This window comes from Agrobacterium sp. CGMCC 11546 (genome assembly GCF_013365515.1).
GTDB lineage: Bacteria > Pseudomonadota > Alphaproteobacteria > Rhizobiales > Rhizobiaceae > Agrobacterium > Agrobacterium fabrum.
Genome location: NZ_CP047387.1, coordinates 1898380 through 1915043, shown reverse-complemented (window position 1 = coordinate 1915043; position 16664 = coordinate 1898380). Strand labels below are relative to the sequence as shown.

General features: G+C 60.6%; 14 protein-coding genes. 13 read left to right on the top strand and 1 reads right to left on the bottom strand.

Annotated features, from left to right (window positions below; all coding sequences use genetic code 11):
- Nucleotides 1-205: 205 nt before the first annotated feature.
- The 13 genes from mraZ (at nucleotide 206) to GSF67_RS09620 (ending at nucleotide 15177) form a co-directional block, all read left to right on the top strand.
- Entirely contained in the window at nucleotides 206-646 is a 441-nt protein-coding gene (gene mraZ, locus GSF67_RS09680; protein ID WP_006310455.1) for a division/cell wall cluster transcriptional repressor MraZ, read from the top strand.
- Between the two features lie 14 nt (nucleotides 647-660).
- Entirely contained in the window at nucleotides 661-1686 is a 1026-nt protein-coding gene (gene rsmH / locus GSF67_RS09675; RefSeq protein WP_006310454.1) for a 16S rRNA (cytosine(1402)-N(4))-methyltransferase RsmH, read from the top strand.
- A 1-nt stretch (nucleotide 1687) separates the two neighbouring features.
- Nucleotides 1688-2254, top strand: a complete 567-nt coding sequence (locus GSF67_RS09670; RefSeq protein WP_006310453.1) for a hypothetical protein — start codon at nucleotides 1688-1690, stop codon at nucleotides 2252-2254.
- Entirely contained in the window at nucleotides 2254-3996 is a 1743-nt protein-coding gene (locus GSF67_RS09665) for a penicillin-binding protein 2 (RefSeq protein ID WP_006310452.1), read from the top strand. The genes GSF67_RS09670 and GSF67_RS09665 overlap by 1 nt, the downstream gene beginning before the upstream one ends.
- 57 nt (nucleotides 3997-4053) lie before the next feature.
- A complete protein-coding gene (locus GSF67_RS09660) occupies nucleotides 4054-5523 on the top strand; it encodes a UDP-N-acetylmuramoyl-L-alanyl-D-glutamate--2,6-diaminopimelate ligase (protein WP_006310451.1) in 1470 nt (489 codons plus the stop codon).
- Nucleotides 5520-6953 (top strand): UDP-N-acetylmuramoylalanyl-D-glutamyl-2,6-diaminopimelate--D-alanyl-D-alanine ligase, encoded by a 1434-nt coding sequence (locus tag GSF67_RS09655; RefSeq protein ID WP_006310450.1) that lies wholly within the window; start codon nucleotides 5520-5522, stop codon nucleotides 6951-6953. Before GSF67_RS09660 ends, GSF67_RS09655 begins: the two co-directional genes overlap by 4 nt.
- A gap of 23 nt (nucleotides 6954-6976) precedes the next feature.
- Nucleotides 6977-8077 (top strand): phospho-N-acetylmuramoyl-pentapeptide-transferase, encoded by a 1101-nt coding sequence (mraY, locus tag GSF67_RS09650; RefSeq protein ID WP_006310449.1) that lies wholly within the window; start codon nucleotides 6977-6979, stop codon nucleotides 8075-8077.
- Between the two features lie 3 nt (nucleotides 8078-8080).
- Complete coding sequence (gene murD, locus GSF67_RS09645) at nucleotides 8081-9490, top strand: UDP-N-acetylmuramoyl-L-alanine--D-glutamate ligase (RefSeq protein WP_006310448.1); 1410 nt, start codon at nucleotides 8081-8083, stop codon at nucleotides 9488-9490.
- A gap of 4 nt (nucleotides 9491-9494) precedes the next feature.
- Entirely contained in the window at nucleotides 9495-10649 is a 1155-nt protein-coding gene (gene ftsW / locus GSF67_RS09640) for a putative lipid II flippase FtsW (RefSeq protein WP_006310447.1), read from the top strand.
- Between the two features lie 6 nt (nucleotides 10650-10655).
- The gene (murG, locus tag GSF67_RS09635) at nucleotides 10656-11792 is read left to right on the top strand and encodes an undecaprenyldiphospho-muramoylpentapeptide beta-N-acetylglucosaminyltransferase (protein ID WP_006310446.1); all 1137 of its coding nucleotides are present in this window, start codon (nucleotides 10656-10658) and stop codon (nucleotides 11790-11792) included.
- Nucleotides 11789-13204 carry a UDP-N-acetylmuramate--L-alanine ligase gene (gene murC, locus GSF67_RS09630; RefSeq protein WP_006310445.1) on the top strand — a complete coding sequence of 472 codons (1416 nt, stop codon included), beginning with the start codon at nucleotides 11789-11791 and terminating at the stop codon, nucleotides 13202-13204. Before murG ends, murC begins: the two co-directional genes overlap by 4 nt.
- Entirely contained in the window at nucleotides 13201-14166 is a 966-nt protein-coding gene (murB, locus tag GSF67_RS09625) for a UDP-N-acetylmuramate dehydrogenase (protein WP_006310444.1), read from the top strand. Before murC ends, murB begins: the two co-directional genes overlap by 4 nt.
- Before the next feature lie 201 nt (nucleotides 14167-14367).
- Nucleotides 14368-15177 carry a GGDEF domain-containing protein gene (locus tag GSF67_RS09620; protein WP_006310443.1) on the top strand — a complete coding sequence of 270 codons (810 nt, stop codon included), beginning with the start codon at nucleotides 14368-14370 and terminating at the stop codon, nucleotides 15175-15177.
- Between the two features lie 69 nt (nucleotides 15178-15246).
- Here GSF67_RS09620 and GSF67_RS09615 read toward each other — a convergent pair whose 3' ends face one another.
- Nucleotides 15247-16551: an MFS transporter gene (locus GSF67_RS09615; RefSeq protein WP_006310442.1), complete on the bottom strand. Its 1305-nt coding sequence runs from the start codon at nucleotides 16549-16551 to the stop codon at nucleotides 15247-15249.
- Nucleotides 16552-16664: the final 113 nt, after the last annotated feature.

Below are 16664 nucleotides of genomic sequence, written 5' to 3'. Positions count from 1 at the left end.
TGACGCCCATAGTGTCCCATGATATCCCAAATGCACACCACATTGGGTCGTGTTTTTGACCCGCAATCGCTGAAACGAGTGAGGAGCCTGCGAGGGGCTGCTGCAGGGCATCTTGCCCTGGCGCTTGGCGATGTGTCGTGCGTACCGGTGTCGTCTGCGAAGTGGATGGTTCGCTTTGCGGAATGCGGTTTTGGCGAGTTGAGTAATGGACCGCTTTTTATCGAACGTGACGAACAGGATCGACGCCAAGGGGCGCGTTTCGGTTCCGTCTCCGTTTCGTTCGGTGCTGGCGAGGCGCGACATTCAGGAGCTTTATTGTCTCCAGGATTTCGCCTTTCCGGCAATCAGCGTCGGCGGTCCGGATCTGCTGGAGCGCTACGAGCGGCAGATAGCGTCCATGGATGCCTTCTCGCCGGAGGCGAACGCGATGTCGCTGCTGGTTCACGGCGGCGGTGTTTTCATGAAGCTCGACCAGGAAGGTCGATTGATGGTGACGGATTTTGTGCGGGAATTCACCGGCATCTCCACCGAGGTCACCTTCGTCGGACGGGCGGATCATTTTCAGCTTTGGCAACCGAATGCGTTTCTGGCGGCGCAGGCGGAAGCAAGAGCGGGGCGCGGTTTTTCGGCTGCTCGCCCCGCATAGGACGGGGACACGGAATGGCGGCGAATTCTGGCGGGCGATCTTCTGATGCCGATGGCGGACCTCAGCGTCACATCCCGGTCCTGCTTCGCGAAGTTATTGCCGCGCTGGAACCAGCGCCCGGCAAGGTCATTCTCGACGGCACCTTTGGCGCCGGCGGTTATACCCAGGCCATTCTTGACCAGGGTGCCAACGTCATCGCGCTCGATCGCGATCCGACAGCAATCGCCGGCGGCGAGGCGATGGTTGTCGCCAATGGCGGCCGATTGAGCCTCATCCAGTCGCAATTTTCCGATCTTGCCAAGCATGCTCCCGGGGGTGGGCTTGATGGCGTCGTTCTCGATATCGGCGTTTCCTCCATGCAGATCGACGAGGCCGAGCGCGGTTTTTCCTTCCAGAAAAACGGTCCGCTCGACATGCGCATGTCCGCTTCGGGTGTTTCGGCGGCCGATGTCGTCAACCGTGCAAAGGTTGGCGATCTCATTCGTATCTTCGGTTTTCTCGGTGAGGAAAAGCAGCCGGGACGTATTGCCCGCGCCATCGAGAAAAAGCGGGCGGAAGAGCCCTTCCGCACCACCCGCGATCTGGCTGGTCTCATTGAGATCGTCACGCCGCGCAAGGCGAAGGACAAGATTCATCCCGCAACACGGGTGTTCCAGGCGCTGCGCGTTTTCGTCAATGATGAGCTTGGCGAGTTGGCGCAGGCGCTGTTCGCTGCAGAACGGTCCTTGAAGCCCGGCGGCCGGCTGGTCGTCGTCACCTTCCATTCGCTGGAAGACCGTATCGTCAAGAAGTTCTTCTCCGACCGTTCGGGCAAGGCCGCCGGTTCCCGGCATCTGCCAATGGTGGAGGACAAGCCCGCCATTTTCGAGAATATCGGCAAGCCGATGATCGCCGCCAGCGACGAGGAGGCGGAGCTTAATCCGCGGGCCCGTTCCGCCAAGTTGCGCGCCGGCCTGCGCACCACCGCACCGGCGCGGGCCGCGGATTTCTCGATCTTCGAGCTTCCCGATCTCGCCAGCCTTGAAAAGATGGGAGGCTGATATGCTGCGCACTTTCGATGTCATCTTGATGGGTGTGATGGTCGCTGCGGCCGTCGTGACCTATTCGATCAAGCACAAGGCCGATCTGAAGCTTGAGGAGGTCCGCAAGCTCGAGGCCGAGATCAAGCTTGAAAAGGATACGATCGATCTTTTGAGAGCCGACTGGGCGCTTCTGACGCAGCCGAACCGTCTGCACCGTGTCGTGAACGCCTATCAGACCGAGCTTGGCCTTTCGCCGACGCTGCCGACGCAACTGGCGCAGCCGCGCGAGCTTCCCATGCTGCGCTCGCAATTGCCGCAGCCACCCGAACCTGAAGGCATGAGCGTCGAGGACGTGATTGCCGCCGCCGTCAACGGTTCCAAGCCGGGCGCCACGCTCGGTGGCGCCTCGAAGCCGAAATCGCCGCCCGCCGGCCAGATCGCCGTGAACGGCGTTCCGGTTCCGACGCCCCGCGCACGCGTTTCACGTCCGGCGCCGGCGCCGACACCTGTACCGGTTGCCTCCGCCACCACCGGCGATGAAACCGGCGAGATGGATGAAACCATAACAGGATCGGTGAACCGCTGATGTCTTTCCTTTCCCGTGTCATGGTCCTGAAGAGCAAGGCTCACTTTTCCGCCAGCACCACCGGTGTCTATACCGACCACGCTGCTTTTGAGGGCGCCCGCAAGAAGCGCGCCGCCCAGGCGAAAAGCCGCGTCGGCCTTCTCATTTTCGGTTTCATTGCCTTTTATGCCGTCGTCGGTGGCCGTCTGGTGCAATATGGCATGGCGGAACAGGAAACGGTGTCGAGCATCGCGCCCGCAGACCGGCTGATGGCGTCGCGCCCCGATCTCCTCGACCGCAACGGCGAGGTGCTGGCCACCGATATCCGCACCGTCTCGCTGTTTGCCGAGCCGCATCGCATTGTCGATATCGACGAGGCCATCGAAAAGCTGCGCACCGTCCTGCCTGACCTCGACCAGCGCGGTACCTATCAGAAGCTCACCTCCAATTCGCGTTTCCAGTGGCTGCGCCGTCAGCTGACGCCGAAGCAGCAGAGCCAGATCCTGGCGCTCGGCATTCCCGGCGTCGGGTTCCGTCCGGAAAAGCGCCGCTTTTATCCCGGTGGGCCGACCGCCGCCCATGTCGTCGGCCACGTCAACATCGACAATCGCGGCGTTGCCGGCATGGAACGTTACGTCGACAGCCAGGGTCTGGCCGATCTGACGGCGCTCGGCATGACCAGCGACCAGCCGCTGGAACCGGTGAAGCTTTCGATCGATCTGCGCGTGCAGTCCATCGTGCGTGAAGTCGTGACGGCGGCGATCGCCAAGTTCCAGGCGATCGGTGCGGGTGCCGTGGTTCTGGACGTGCATACCGGAGAAGTCCTCGCCATGGCCTCGGTGCCGGATTACGATCCGAACAACCCGGCCGAAGGCGCCAAGGAAGGCTGGCTCAACCGCATGTCGAACGGCACGTTCGAAATGGGGTCCACTTTCAAGTCCTTCACGATTGCCATGGGTCTCGATTCGGGCCGCGTCCGTCTCGGTGATATGTTCGATGCGCGTTATCCGATCCGCATCGGCGGCTTCACCATCAAGGACTTCCACGGCAAGGGCCGGATGCTTTCGGTGCCGGAAATCTTCCAGTTTTCTTCGAATATCGGTACGGCCAAGATCGCCGACACCGTTGGTACCGAAGGCCACAAGGAATTCCTGACGCGGCTTGGCCTCCTGACCCGCATGCAGACCGAACTGCCGGAAGTGGCGTTGCCGTCGCAGCCGCGCGAATGGAAGAAGATCAACTCCATTACCATTTCCTTCGGTCACGGTGTTTCCACGACACCGCTGCAGACGGCGGTTGCCGGTGCGGCGCTCGTCAATGGTGGCAAGCTGATCGAGCCGACATTCCTGCCGCGCACCCGCGAACAGGCGGATCAGGTGGCGAAACAGGTTCTGAAGCCCGGCGCCAGCAAGGATATGCGTTTCCTGTTCGAATGGAACGGCGTCAACGGTTCCGGCCGCAATGCGCGCGTCGACGGTTTCAACGTGGGCGGCAAGACCGGCACGGCCGACAAGGTCGTCAACGGGCGTTACGTGCACGACAAGAACTTCAACGCCTTCCTGTCGGCCTTCCCGATGGACGACCCGCAATATGTGGTGCTGTCCTTCATCGATGAGCCGAAGACGGACAAGGGCAACGGCGCGGCGCTTGCCGGCACGTCCGCAGCACCGATGGTGCACGACATCATCACCCGCACGGCGGCGGTGCTGGGCGTGAAGCCGAAGTTCGGCAAGGATGGCTCGGCCTTGCTCGTGTCTTATTGATTGTTAGCTTATGATGTTCCGGCGATTCGCGCCGGGGGGACAAGACGGACACAGTCGATGAATTTGCGAGATATATCCGGAAATGCGTTTCCGGAATTGAAGGAATTGCTCCTGTCTGAAACAGGGGCGATCGAAATCGGGGGGGTCACCGCAGACAGCCGCAAGGCTGCGCCCGGCAGCCTGTTCGTCGCGGTTGCGGGCACCAAGGCTGATGGTACGGCCTATGTGAAGGACGCGGTTGCCAAAGGTGCGGTCGCCGTTGTTTCCGGACATGCGGTCGAAGCCGACGTGCCGGTGCTGGTGGTCACGGACCCACGCCTTTATCTCTCGCTTGCCGCTTCCCGTTTTTACGGAAAACAACCTGATACCATGGTTGCCGTCACCGGCACGGCGGGCAAAACATCCGTCGCCTCCTTCGTGCGGCAGATCTGGGCTTTTGCTGGCCATGCCGCCGCTCAGATCGGCACCACGGGCGTCATCGCTCCTGGTCGCGAAGATTATGGCGCGCTGACGACGCCCGATCCGGTGACGCTGCACGCGCTTCTGGCCGAACTTGCGAGCGAAGGCGTGACCCATGCGGCAATGGAGGCCTCCAGCCATGGTCTGGACCAGCGCCGTCTTGATGGCGTGCACCTTTCCGCCGCCGGCTTCACCAATCTCGGCCGCGATCACATGGATTACCATCCGACCATCGAGGACTATATGGCTGCCAAGATGCGGCTCTTCGATACGCTGATGGAAAAAGGCGCTCCCGCCGTGATCTTTGCCGACGATCCTTGGTCGGACAAGGCGATCCGCGCGGCGCGCGAAGCAGGTCTCGAGGTGCGCACCGTCGGCCGCAACGGTCAATATCTGACGCTGAAGCGCGTCGAGCATTTCCGTCACAAGCAGATGATCGAAGTGCATCATGACGGCGTGATCTTTGAAGTCGACATTCCATTGGCCGGTGATTTCCAGGTGGCGAATGCGCTTGTCGCTGCCGGTCTTGCCATGTCCACCGGCGTTCCCGCCGCGACAGCGTTGAAGGCGCTTGAAAAGCTTGTTGGCGCTGCCGGTCGTCTCGAACTCGTCGGCCAGACGAAGAACGGCGCGCTCGCCTATGTGGACTACGCCCACAAGCCCGACGCGCTGGAAAACGTGCTGACCTCGGTCCGGCCCTTTACCTCCGGCCGCATCATCACCGTTTTCGGTTGTGGTGGCGACCGCGACAAGGGCAAGCGCCCGATCATGGGCGAGGTGGCGACGCGGCTTTCCGACATCGTCATCGTCACGGACGACAATCCGCGTTCGGAAGATGCTGCAACGATCCGTTCCGAGGTCATGGCCGCGGCGGCCGGCGCGTTGGAAATCGGCGATCGGGCAGAGGCGATCCGTCATGCGGTGTCGATGCTGTCGCATGGCGATACGCTGATCGTCGCGGGCAAGGGGCACGAAGAAGGGCAGATCGTCGGCTCCGTGACGCTGCCGTTTTCCGATCATGAACAGGTGCGCTCTGCACTGGCAGGGCTGGAAGGATCGAAGATTTGAGCTGGTTATGGACAGTCGCCGACATGATCGCCATCACGGCAGGCCGCCCCGTGGGCAACCTGCCGACCGGTATCACCGGCATTTCCATCGACAGCCGGACGGTCAAACAGGGTGAAGCCTTCTTCGCGATCAAGGGTGATCGGGTGGATGGCCATGACTATACCAGCTTTGCCGTTGCCAACGGCGCCAGCCTTCTGGTGGTTGCCGAAGCCAAGCTGCCGGCGCTTGGTCGCCTGACCGTGCCGATGATCGTGGTCGAGGACGTCCTTGCAGCCCTCGGCAAGCTTGCCCTTGCGGCGCGCGAACGAACCTCGGCGCGCATCATCGCGGTGACCGGTTCGGTGGGCAAGACCACGACCAAGGAAATGCTGCGGCAGGCTCTGGCCCCTTCGGGGCGGGTGCATGCGGCGGTGGCGTCCTTCAACAACCATTGGGGCGTACCGCTGACGCTCGCACGCATGCCAGCCGATACGGAATTCGGTGTCTTCGAAATCGGCATGAACCATTCCGGCGAAATCCGGCCGCTGGTAAAGATGGTCCGCCCGCATGTGGCGATCATCACCACCATCGCGGCAGCCCATCTCGGCAATTTCCAGAATATCGAAGAGATCGCTGCCGCGAAGGCCGAAATTTTCGAAGGCGTGGAAGAGGGCGGCTCCGTCATCCTCAACCGCGACAACGCCCAGTTCGAGCAGCTTGAAGAGGCGGCGCAGGAGGCGGGTATCGAACATATCCTCACTTTTGGCCAGCATGCCAAGGCCGATTTCCGCCTCGCGGATTTCGAGAGCACGACGACGGGTTCGACGATCTGGGCGATCCTCAACGGCGAAACCAGCGAGCTGCACATCAACATTCCCGGCCGGCACATCGCCGATAATGCGATGGCGGTCCTTGGTGCCGTTGCCGTCACCGGCGCCAATCTCGACCGTGCGTTTGAGGCGCTCGGAACGCTCGAGGCGGTAAAGGGACGTGGCCAGCGCCACCATCTGACGATCAATGGCGGATCCTTCCTGCTGATCGATGAAAGCTACAATGCCAATCCGGCCTCCATGCGTGCGGCGATTGCCGTACTGGCGGAAACGGAAACGCAGGGTCACGGCCGGCGCGTCGCCGTTCTCGGCGATATGCTGGAAATGGGCGAGTTTTCGGCGCAATTGCACGAAGAGCTGGCCGGGCCGCTGCTCGCTGCCGGTATCGAACATGTCTGGCTCGCGGGCGAGGCCATGGCCGCGCTTCGCGACGCGCTGCCTGACGGCGTCACCGTCATCTGGTTCCCGACGACGGCGGAACTCACCGATTTCGCCCTGCAATGGGTGCAACCGGGAGACGCGCTGATGGTAAAATCGTCACTTGGGCTTGGTTTCGGCAAGATTGTCGCCGCCCTGCTTGACAAGTATCCGGCATTCCCCGAGACGGAACGCCAAGTCTGAAATAGCCTTTTGAAAGGGCAATTATGCTGATCTGGCTCGTCGAACTGTCGGACAAAGTTCAACTGTTCAACCTCTTCCGGTACATCACCTTCCGGGCGGGTGCTGCAATGTTCACCTCTGCGTTGATCGTGTTCCTGTTCGGACCGGCGATCATCAACTCGTTGCGCGTGCGTCAGGGCAAGGGCCAGCCGATCCGCGCCGACGGGCCGCAGACCCATTTCAAGAAGGCCGGCACGCCGACCATGGGCGGGCTGATGATCCTTGCCGGCATCCTCGGCGGTTCGCTGCTCTGGGGTGACCTGTCGAACGTCTATGTCGTCGCCGTTCTGATGGTGACGCTCGGTTTCGGCGCCATCGGCTTTTACGACGATTATCTGAAGGTGACGAAGCAGAGCGACAAGGGTTTCTCCGGCAAGGCCCGTCTCGGCATCGAATTTCTGATTGCGGCGATTGCCGTGTTCTTCATGATGAAGATGGCGCTTGCCTCTGCACCACATGGCGGCACGCTCGGCAGCTCCATCGCCTTTCCCTTCTTCAAGGAATTCGTGATCAATCTCGGTTATTTCTTCGTGCTGTTCGGTGCTTTCGTCATCGTCGGCGCGGGCAATGCGGTGAACCTGACCGATGGTCTCGATGGTCTCGCCATCGTGCCGGTCATGATCGCTGCCGCCACCTTCGGCGTGATCGCCTATCTCGCCGGTAACGCGGTTTTTGCCAATTACCTGCAGATCAATTTCGTGCCCGGCACGGGTGAACTCGCCGTCATCGTCGGTGCGGTCATCGGCGCGGGCCTCGGTTTTCTGTGGTTCAATGCACCGCCCGCCGCCATTTTCATGGGCGATACGGGTTCGCTGGCGCTCGGCGGTCTGATCGGCTCCATCGCCGTCGCCACCAAGCATGAGATCGTCATGGTCATCGTCGGCGGTCTGTTCGTTATGGAAACGCTGTCGGTCATCATCCAGGTCTTCTGGTTCAAACGCACCGGCCGCCGTGTGTTCCTGATGGCGCCGATCCATCACCATTTCGAGAAAAAGGGCTGGACGGAAAGCCAGGTGGTTATCCGTTTCTGGATCATCTCCGTCGGCCTCGCGCTGCTCGGTCTTGCCACCCTGAAGCTGAGGTGAGCGATGATCCCGGTCACGTCGTTTAGGGGTAAGAAAGTCGCTCTCTTTGGGCTCGGCGGTTCCGGTCTCGTCACCGCCCGCGCGCTGGTTGCCGGTGGTGCTGATGTCGTTGCTTTTGACGACAATCCTGACAGCGTCGCGAAGGCGCAGGCCGAGGGTATTGCGAATGCGGATCTCCACACGATTGACTGGTCTTCGTTTTCGTCGTTTGTGCTGGCTCCGGGAGTCCCGTTGACGCATCCGAAGCCGCATTGGTCGGTGGACCTTGCGAAGGCGGCGGGCGTCGAAGTGATCGGCGATATCGAGCTTTTCATCCGTGAGCGGCGGGCGCATGCGCCGGATTGCCCTTTTATCGCGATTACCGGCACCAACGGCAAGTCGACGACGACAGCGTTGATCGCGCATATTCTGCAATCATCGGGCCGCGATACCCAGCTCGGCGGCAATATCGGCACGGCGGTGCTGAGCCTCGATCCGCCCAAGGCACAACGTTTCTACGTGGTGGAATGCTCGTCCTACCAGATCGATCTGGCACCGACGATCAATCCGACCGCCGGCATTCTGCTCAATCTGACGCCTGACCATCTCGACCGGCACGGCACGATGCAGCATTATGCCGACGTCAAGGAACGGCTGGTGGCCGGCAGCGGCACTGCGATTGTCGGCGTGGATGACAGTCATTCGACGCTGATTGCCGATCGCATCGAGCGCGCCGGCGTCAAGGTGGAGCGCATCTCCAAGCGCAATGTCGTTTCCGAAGGTCTCTATGCCGAAGGCAGCCAGATACTCAGGGCGCATGGCGGCACGTCTTCGCTGCTGGTCGATCTCGACGGTATCCAGACGCTTCGCGGCAGCCACAATGCACAGAATGCAGCGGCAGCGATTGCTGCCTGCCTTGTGGTCGGTGTTTCCGAAGAGGAAATTCGTGCCGGTCTCAAGTCCTTCCCCGGTCTCAAGCACCGCATGCAGCCCGTCGGCCGGCGTGGCAATGTCACCTTCGTTAATGATAGCAAGGCGACCAACGCCGATGCGGCAGCGCCCGCACTTTCGAGCTTTGACCGCATCTACTGGATCGCCGGCGGTCTGCCCAAGGCGGGTGGCATCACCAGCCTTTCGCCGCTCTTTCCGCGCATCGCCAAGGCCTATCTGATCGGCGAGGCGGCAGCAGAATTTGCAGCGACGCTTGGCGAGGCGGTGCCCTACGAAATATCGGGCACGCTGGACAAGGCGGTGCAGCATGCGGCAGCCGATGCGGAAAAAGATGCGACGGCCGGCAATGTCGTGATGTTATCCCCGGCTTGCGCAAGCTTCGATCAATATAAGAACTTTGAAATCAGAGGTGATTCGTTCGTCGCGCAGGTTGCGGCGCTCGATGGCATGACGATGCTCGTTCACTCTGGAAAAGGGGGCTGAGGCCATGGTAAGCCGAGTTGATCGCGGTCCGGTCGCGGAATGGTTCTGGACCATCGACCGTTTCTTTCTGGCGGCGTTCATCGCGCTGATGGGCATCGGCCTGATGCTGTCCTTTGCAGCGTCGCCTGCGGTTGCCGAGCGTATCGGTCTCAACAGCTTCTTCTTCGTCGAACGCCAGGCGATGTTCATGGTGCCGTCACTGGCAATCATGGTCGGCCTTTCTTTCCTGTCACCCCGTCAGGTCAGGCGTGTGGCGGTCATCATGCTGATCGCTGCGCTGTTGATGATGATCTTTGCGCTGTTCTTCGGCATCGAGGTCAAGGGCGCGCGGCGCTGGATTTCCATCGGTACTTTCTCGATCCAGCCTTCGGAATTCATGAAGCCGGCCTTCGTCATTGTCTGTGCATGGCTCTTTGCTGAGCGGGCGCGCCATCCTGAAATTCCGGGCAATCTCTTCGCCATCATCACCTTTGGCATCGTGGCGGCACTTCTGATCGCCCAGCCGGACTTTGGCCAGACGATCCTGACATCGGTGGTCTGGGGCGGCATGTTCTTCATGGCGGGCGTGCCGTGGTTCTGGATCATCATGCTCGGTGGTCTCGGTGTCGGCGGCATTGTGACCGCCTATCTCATGTTGCCGCACGTTGCGGGCCGTATCGACCGGTTCTGGACGGGGGAGGGCGATACGTTCCAGGTGGATACCGCGCGTGAGGCGATCATCCGCGGTGACTGGTTCGGTCGCGGACCGGGCGAAGGCATCGTCAAGCGCATCATTCCAGACAGCCATACCGACTTCATTTTCTCGGTGGCGGCGGAAGAATTCGGCATTATATTCTGCATGTTCCTCGTTGCGATCTTCGCCTTCATCGTGCTGCGCGGCCTCTCGCACGCCTTTAAGGAAAAGGACGATTTCTGCCGTTTTGCTGTGGCCGGTCTGGTCCTTCAAATCGGCATGCAGTCGATGATCAATATCGGCGTCAATCTGGAGCTGATGCCCGCCAAGGGCATGACGTTGCCGCTGATTTCCTATGGCGGTTCGTCGATGATGGCGATTTGCGTCACGGCTGGCTTCCTTCTGGCGCTGACACGCCACAGACCTGAAAAGCGGGCGCAGGAGCGCAGCTTCTTCCGGGTCGGTTCCGGCGTTCCTGCGGAGTAAACGATCATGAGCAAGGGTGTTGTTCTTCTCGCCGCCGGTGGAACCGGCGGCCATGTGTTTCCGGCAGAGGCCTTGGCGCATACGCTGAAGGCGCGCGGTTATCAGGTGCATCTCGTCACCGACAGCCGCGCCGAGCGTTATGCCGGCAAGTTTCCGGCCGATGAAATTCACGTCGTGCCTTCAGCCACCATCGGCTCTAAGAACCCGATTTCGGTCGTGCGTTCGCTCTGGAAGCTTTGGGTGGGCCTGCGCACCGCGCGCCGGCTGGTGACGAAACTGAAGCCGGTCGCGGTTGTCGGTTTCGGCGGTTATCCCACCGTGCCGCCGCTGCTGGCCTCGACCGGACTTGGCGTTCCTTCGATCATTCACGAGCAGAATGCGGTGATGGGCCGCGCCAACAAGGCGCTCGCTGCCCGCGTGAAGGCGATTGCCGGCGGCTTCCTGCCGCCCGCCAACGGCCAATATTCGGAGAAGACGGTTGCGACCGGCAATCCGGTGCGCCCGGCGGTGCTGGCTGCATCCGAAATTCCCTATACGCCTTCACAGACGGGCGAGACCTTCCAGCTCGTGGTTTTCGGCGGCAGCCAGGGCGCGCAGTTCTTTTCCAGCGCCGTTCCGGCGGCGATCTGCCTGATGAAGGACGAGCAGCGCAAGCGTATCGTCGTGACCCAGCAGGCGCGCCCCGAAGACAAGGACAGCGTCATCGCCTCCTACCAGAAGCTTGGTGTGAAGGCTGACGTTTCCCCCTTCTTCGGCGACATGGCCTCACGCATCGGTGAGGCCGATCTCGTCATCAGCCGCTCGGGCGCCTCGACCGTATCGGAGCTTTCGGTGATCGGCCGTCCGTCGATCCTCGTGCCCTATCCGCATGCGCTGGACCATGATCAGGCGGCGAATGCGGCAGCGCTTTCGGCAGCCGGCGGGGCAAGCGTCATCAAGCAGGCGGAACTGTCGCCGCAGAAGCTTTCCAGCCTGTTGTCATCGGCGCTTGCCGAGCCCGACCGGCTTTCTGCCACCGCGGCAGCGGCCAAGGCGACCGGAAAACCGCATGCGGCGGATGTGCTGGCCGATCTGGTCGAGGCGATTGCCGAAGGCCGGTCCGTACAGGAATTCAAGAAGAAGAATGAAGGAGTTGGGGCATGAAGATGCCGAAAGCCATAGGCCTTGTGCATTTCATCGGCATAGGCGGGATCGGCATGAGCGGCATTGCCGAAGTGCTTCACAATCTCGGCCATCGCGTTCAGGGGTCGGATCAGGCCGACAGCGCCAATGTGCAGCGCCTGCGCGACAAGGGCATCGAGGTTTTCGTTGGCCACACGGCGGATAATCTCGGTGATGCCGAGGTTGTTGTCGTTTCCACCGCAATCAAGAAGAACAACCCGGAACTGATCGCCGCGCGTGAAAAACACCTGCCGATCGTTCGCCGCGCCGAAATGCTCGCCGAGTTGATGCGTTTCCGCAATGCCATCGCCATTGGCGGCACCCACGGCAAGACAACGACGACCTCCATGGTCGCAACGCTGCTCGAAGCCGGCAATCTCGACCCTACCGTCATCAATGGCGGCATCATCAATGCCTATGGCACCAATGCGCGCATGGGCGAGGGCGAGTGGATGGTGGTGGAGGCCGACGAATCCGACGGCACCTTCCTGAAGCTGCCGGCCGATGTGGCCGTCATCACCAATATCGATCCGGAGCATCTGGATCACTATGGCAATTTCGACGCCGTGCGCGCTGCTTTCCGACAGTTCGTCGAGAACGTGCCGTTCTACGGTTTCGGCGTAATGTGCCTCGATCACCCTGAAGTGCAGGCGCTGGTCGGCCGGATCGAGGACCGCAAGGTCATCACATACGGTGAGAACCCGCAGGCCGACGTGCGGTTCTCGAATGTCCGCATCGATGGTACGCGGTCGATCTTCGACGTGGAAATCCGTCGTCGCCGCACCGGCAAGATATTCTCCTTCAAGGACCTCGTACTGCCGATGCCCGGACGCCACAATGTGTCCAATGCAACGGCGGCGATTGCAGTTGCCAACCGTCTCGGCATCTCGGAAGCCGACATCAAGAAGGGACTTGCCTCCTTTGCCGGTGTCAAGCGTCGCTTCACGCTGACGGGTGAGGCCAATGGCGTGCAGGTCTTCGACGATTACGGCCATCATCCGGTTGAGATCAAGGCCGTGCTGGCGGCAGCGCGGGAGGCCTGCAAGGGTCGCATCATCGCCGTGCACCAACCGCACCGCTACAGCCGTCTTTCCAGCCTGTTTGACGATTTCGCCCATTGTTTCAACGATGCCGATACGATTCTTCTTGCCCCGGTCTATGCTGCGGGCGAAGATCCGATTGAAGGTGCAAGCTCGGAAGCGCTGGTTTCAGCCATCAAGGCTGCCGGTCACCGTGACGCCCGTTTCCTCGAAAAACGGGAGGACCTTGCGTCGCAGGTCACAGCCATTGCGAATCCGGGTGATTTTGTGGTTCTCTTGGGGGCTGGAAATATCACACAATGGGCAGCCGCGCTGCCTTCGGAATTGAAGAGCATATCAGGAAAGTCTGAATGAGACAGGTCGATGGGGTTAAATTGCTGGGGAGGCTCGGCGACGGGGTAAATGAATTGCGGGGACGTCTGACACCGGATGCGCCCATGGACCGCGTGACGTGGTTCAGAGCCGGCGGTCTTGCGGAGGTGATGTTCCAGCCGCACGATACCGACGATCTGATCGCCTTCCTGAAAATTCTGCCGGAAGACGTGCCGTTGACCGTGGTCGGCGTCGGCTCGAACCTGCTGGTGCGTGATGGCGGCATTCCGGGCGTCGTCGTGCGCCTCTCCGCCAAGGGCTTCGGTTCGGTGGAGCTTGCGGGCGAAAACCGCATCAAGGCCGGCGCGATCTGCCCGGACAAACATATTGCGGCCATGGCCATGGATAATGGCATCGGCGGTTTCCACTTCTATTACGGCATTCCCGGCTCCATCGGTGGTGCGCTGCGCATGAATGCCGGCGCCAATGGCGGCGAGACGCATGAACGGGTGGTGGAGGTCTATGCGGTCGACCGTCAGGGCAACCAGCATGTGCTTTCCAATGCGGATATGGGCTACAGCTACCGCCATTCGGGCGCGGATGCGGGCCTGATCTTCACCGGCGCACTGTTTGAGGGTTATCCGGAAGACAAGGCGAAGATCCGGGCGGATATGGACGCCGTGCGGCATCACCGCGAGACCGTGCAGCCGATCCGCGAACAGACCGGTGGTTCAACCTTCAAGAATCCCGAAGGTCATTCCGCCTGGGAACTGATCGACGAGGCGGGTGGCCGTGGTCTGGTCATTGGCGGCGCGCAGATGTCGTCGCTGCATTGCAATTTCATGATCAATACCGGCCATGCGACCGGTTACGATCTGGAATATCTGGGCGAGACCATCCGCAGGCGCGTGTTCGAGAAATCGGGTATCCGGCTGGAATGGGAAATCAAGCGCCTTGGCCTCTTCATGCCGGGCCGTGAAGTGGAGCCGTTCCTCGGGGCGTAAGCCTTGATCGCGCTTCTATACTGAAAGAAAATACGAGTGTTGATAAGACCGTTGCGTTTATCGTAACGGTCGGTCAACGATTTTTGCCATAATCTTGGCGACAAATACGTGAGTGGGCGAAGTAACGCCCCGCTCCTTAAATATTAAATATTTCTTTATTTGCAAATACCAACGGCATTACGTGATTTAGGCACTCTGAGCATGATGTTGGGTCTTTGGAAAAAACCGATCGAGATGATGAGTTTTTCGGTCGCTACGCAGGCGGGTCGCCGGCGGCTGGGGCCTCTTGAATTCTCCGTTCGTATCGCTTGTCTCGTGACGCTCATTGTCATCGTGATGTGCACGGGTGGCCTGACACTTCTCGCGCAGTTCGGGCTCGTGACCGATCTCTTCAACGGGATCATGTTAAGCGTGACGCTCGGCGGGGCTGTCGCCTTTACGGTGACGTTGCTGGTCTGCTGGCTGAATGCGAGGGAAGTGCAAATTCTCGTGCAATCGCACGAACGCTTCCTGCACCTGAGCCATACGGACGCGCTGACTGGCCTTAGCAACCGGCTAGGCCTTTATGCGGCATGCGCCGAACTTGGCAGCGACTATTGTGTTGCCTTTTTGGACATCGATCATTTCAAAGCAGTGAACGACGGGTACAGCCATCTTGTTGGTGACCTCGTCATCGCAAGCGTCGCCCGCCGGATAAGGGAGCATTTCGATCCTCCCGCGCATGTCGCCCGCCTGGGTGGCGAGGAGTTCGTCGTCGTGCAGGAAACCAGCCCGCTCGCGTTTCTGCAGATGTGCGAAAGGGTTCGTGCGGCGATCGAGACGACGCCGGTGGAGTATCAGGATCTGCGAATTACGGTGACGATTTCAATTGGCGTCGCCTTTCGCGGCGACGCCGAAATCTTCGACAAGGTCATGCACAATGCCGATCTCGCGCTTTATCGGGCCAAGGGCGGAGGACGCAATCGCGTTTGCATGAGCGGTCATGTCGAGCGGCGCCAGGCAGTGGCTTAAGCAGAAATAGACAAGGAAAAGCCCGCGAAACGAAGGTTTCGCGGGCTTTTTGATGTCGATGGTCTCAGATCAGACTTCGTCCTTGCGGGACAGAAAAATGCAGGCCAGCGTGATGAGGGCGGAGATGCAGAGGTAATAACCCACATAACCCATGCCGTAATTCACCTGCAGCCATGTGGCGATGTAAGGCGCCAGCGATGCGCCGAAGATGCCGGCCATGTTGAAGGTGATGGACGAGCCGGTGTAGCGCACGCGGGTCGGGAAGGGGGCCGCAAGCGCCGTGCCGATCAGGCCGTAGGTCATGCCCATCAGCATCATCGCCAGAGCCGCGAAGACGAAGATCGACCCTTCGCCGCCAGTCATCAGGCTGGGCAGCAGGAAGGAGAACAGGCCGATCAGTATCGTCGTCACGATCAGGACTTCACGACGGCCGAATTTCTCGGCGAGCTTGCCGGCGACCGGGATGAAGATGCCGAAGACGATGGAGCCGAGGATCTGTACTTCCAGCGCGTCGAGGAACGGGATTCTCAGAACCTTGACGTTGTAAGACAGCAGATAGGCAGTGCCGATATAGAACAGCACGAAGGTGGCCAGCGCCACGAAGGTACCGAGCACGAGGCTGCGCTTGTGGCTGCGGAACAGTTCCGCAATCGGCACGGCCACACGTTCTTCCTTTTCGATCGCTTTCTGGAAGTCGGGCGTTTCGGTGATCGACAGGCGAACCCACATGCCGACAGCGATCAGAATGATCGAGGCGACGAAGGGGATGCGCCAGCCCCAGCTCAGGAGCGCTTCCTGCGACATGAAGTGCAGCAGAATCCAGAAGACGCCGGAGGAGAGGAAGAGACCGACGGGTGCTCCGAGCTGCGGGAACATGCCGTACCAGCTGCGTTTACCGGGCGGGGCATTTTCCGTGGCGAGCAAGACTGCGCCGCCCCATTCTCCGCCAAGGCCAAAACCCTGGCCGAAGCGGCAAAGCGCCAAAAGCAGCGGCGCCAGAACGCCGGCCGTCTCATAGGTCGGCAGAAGGCCGATCACGACCGTCGACACGCCCATGGTGAGCAGAGCTGCGACAAGCGTCGCCTTGCGGCCAACGCGATCACCATAATGGCCGAAAACCACCGCGCCGAGCGGGCGGGCGAAAAAGGCGATGGAGAAGGTGGCAAAGGATGCCAGAAGCGCCGTCGTCGGGTCGCTGTTCGGGAAGAACAGGGCCGGGAACACGAGCACCGCGGCCGTGGCGTAAACGTAAAAATCGAAAAACTCGATGGTCGTGCCGACCAGGCTGGCAGTGAGAACTCGTGCAGGCGAATTTGTCTTTACAGCGTTCGAATTGCCAGCTGTCGACGATACCCGAGATACCGCGTCAGTCATGGTTTGGGTTCCATTTCAGATGATTGGAATGTCATGCCTTGGAAGGCAGGGACTGCGTTAACGCAATTTTTGTTCCTATGGAATGCTAAAAAAGAAATAATGCAAATAATGTG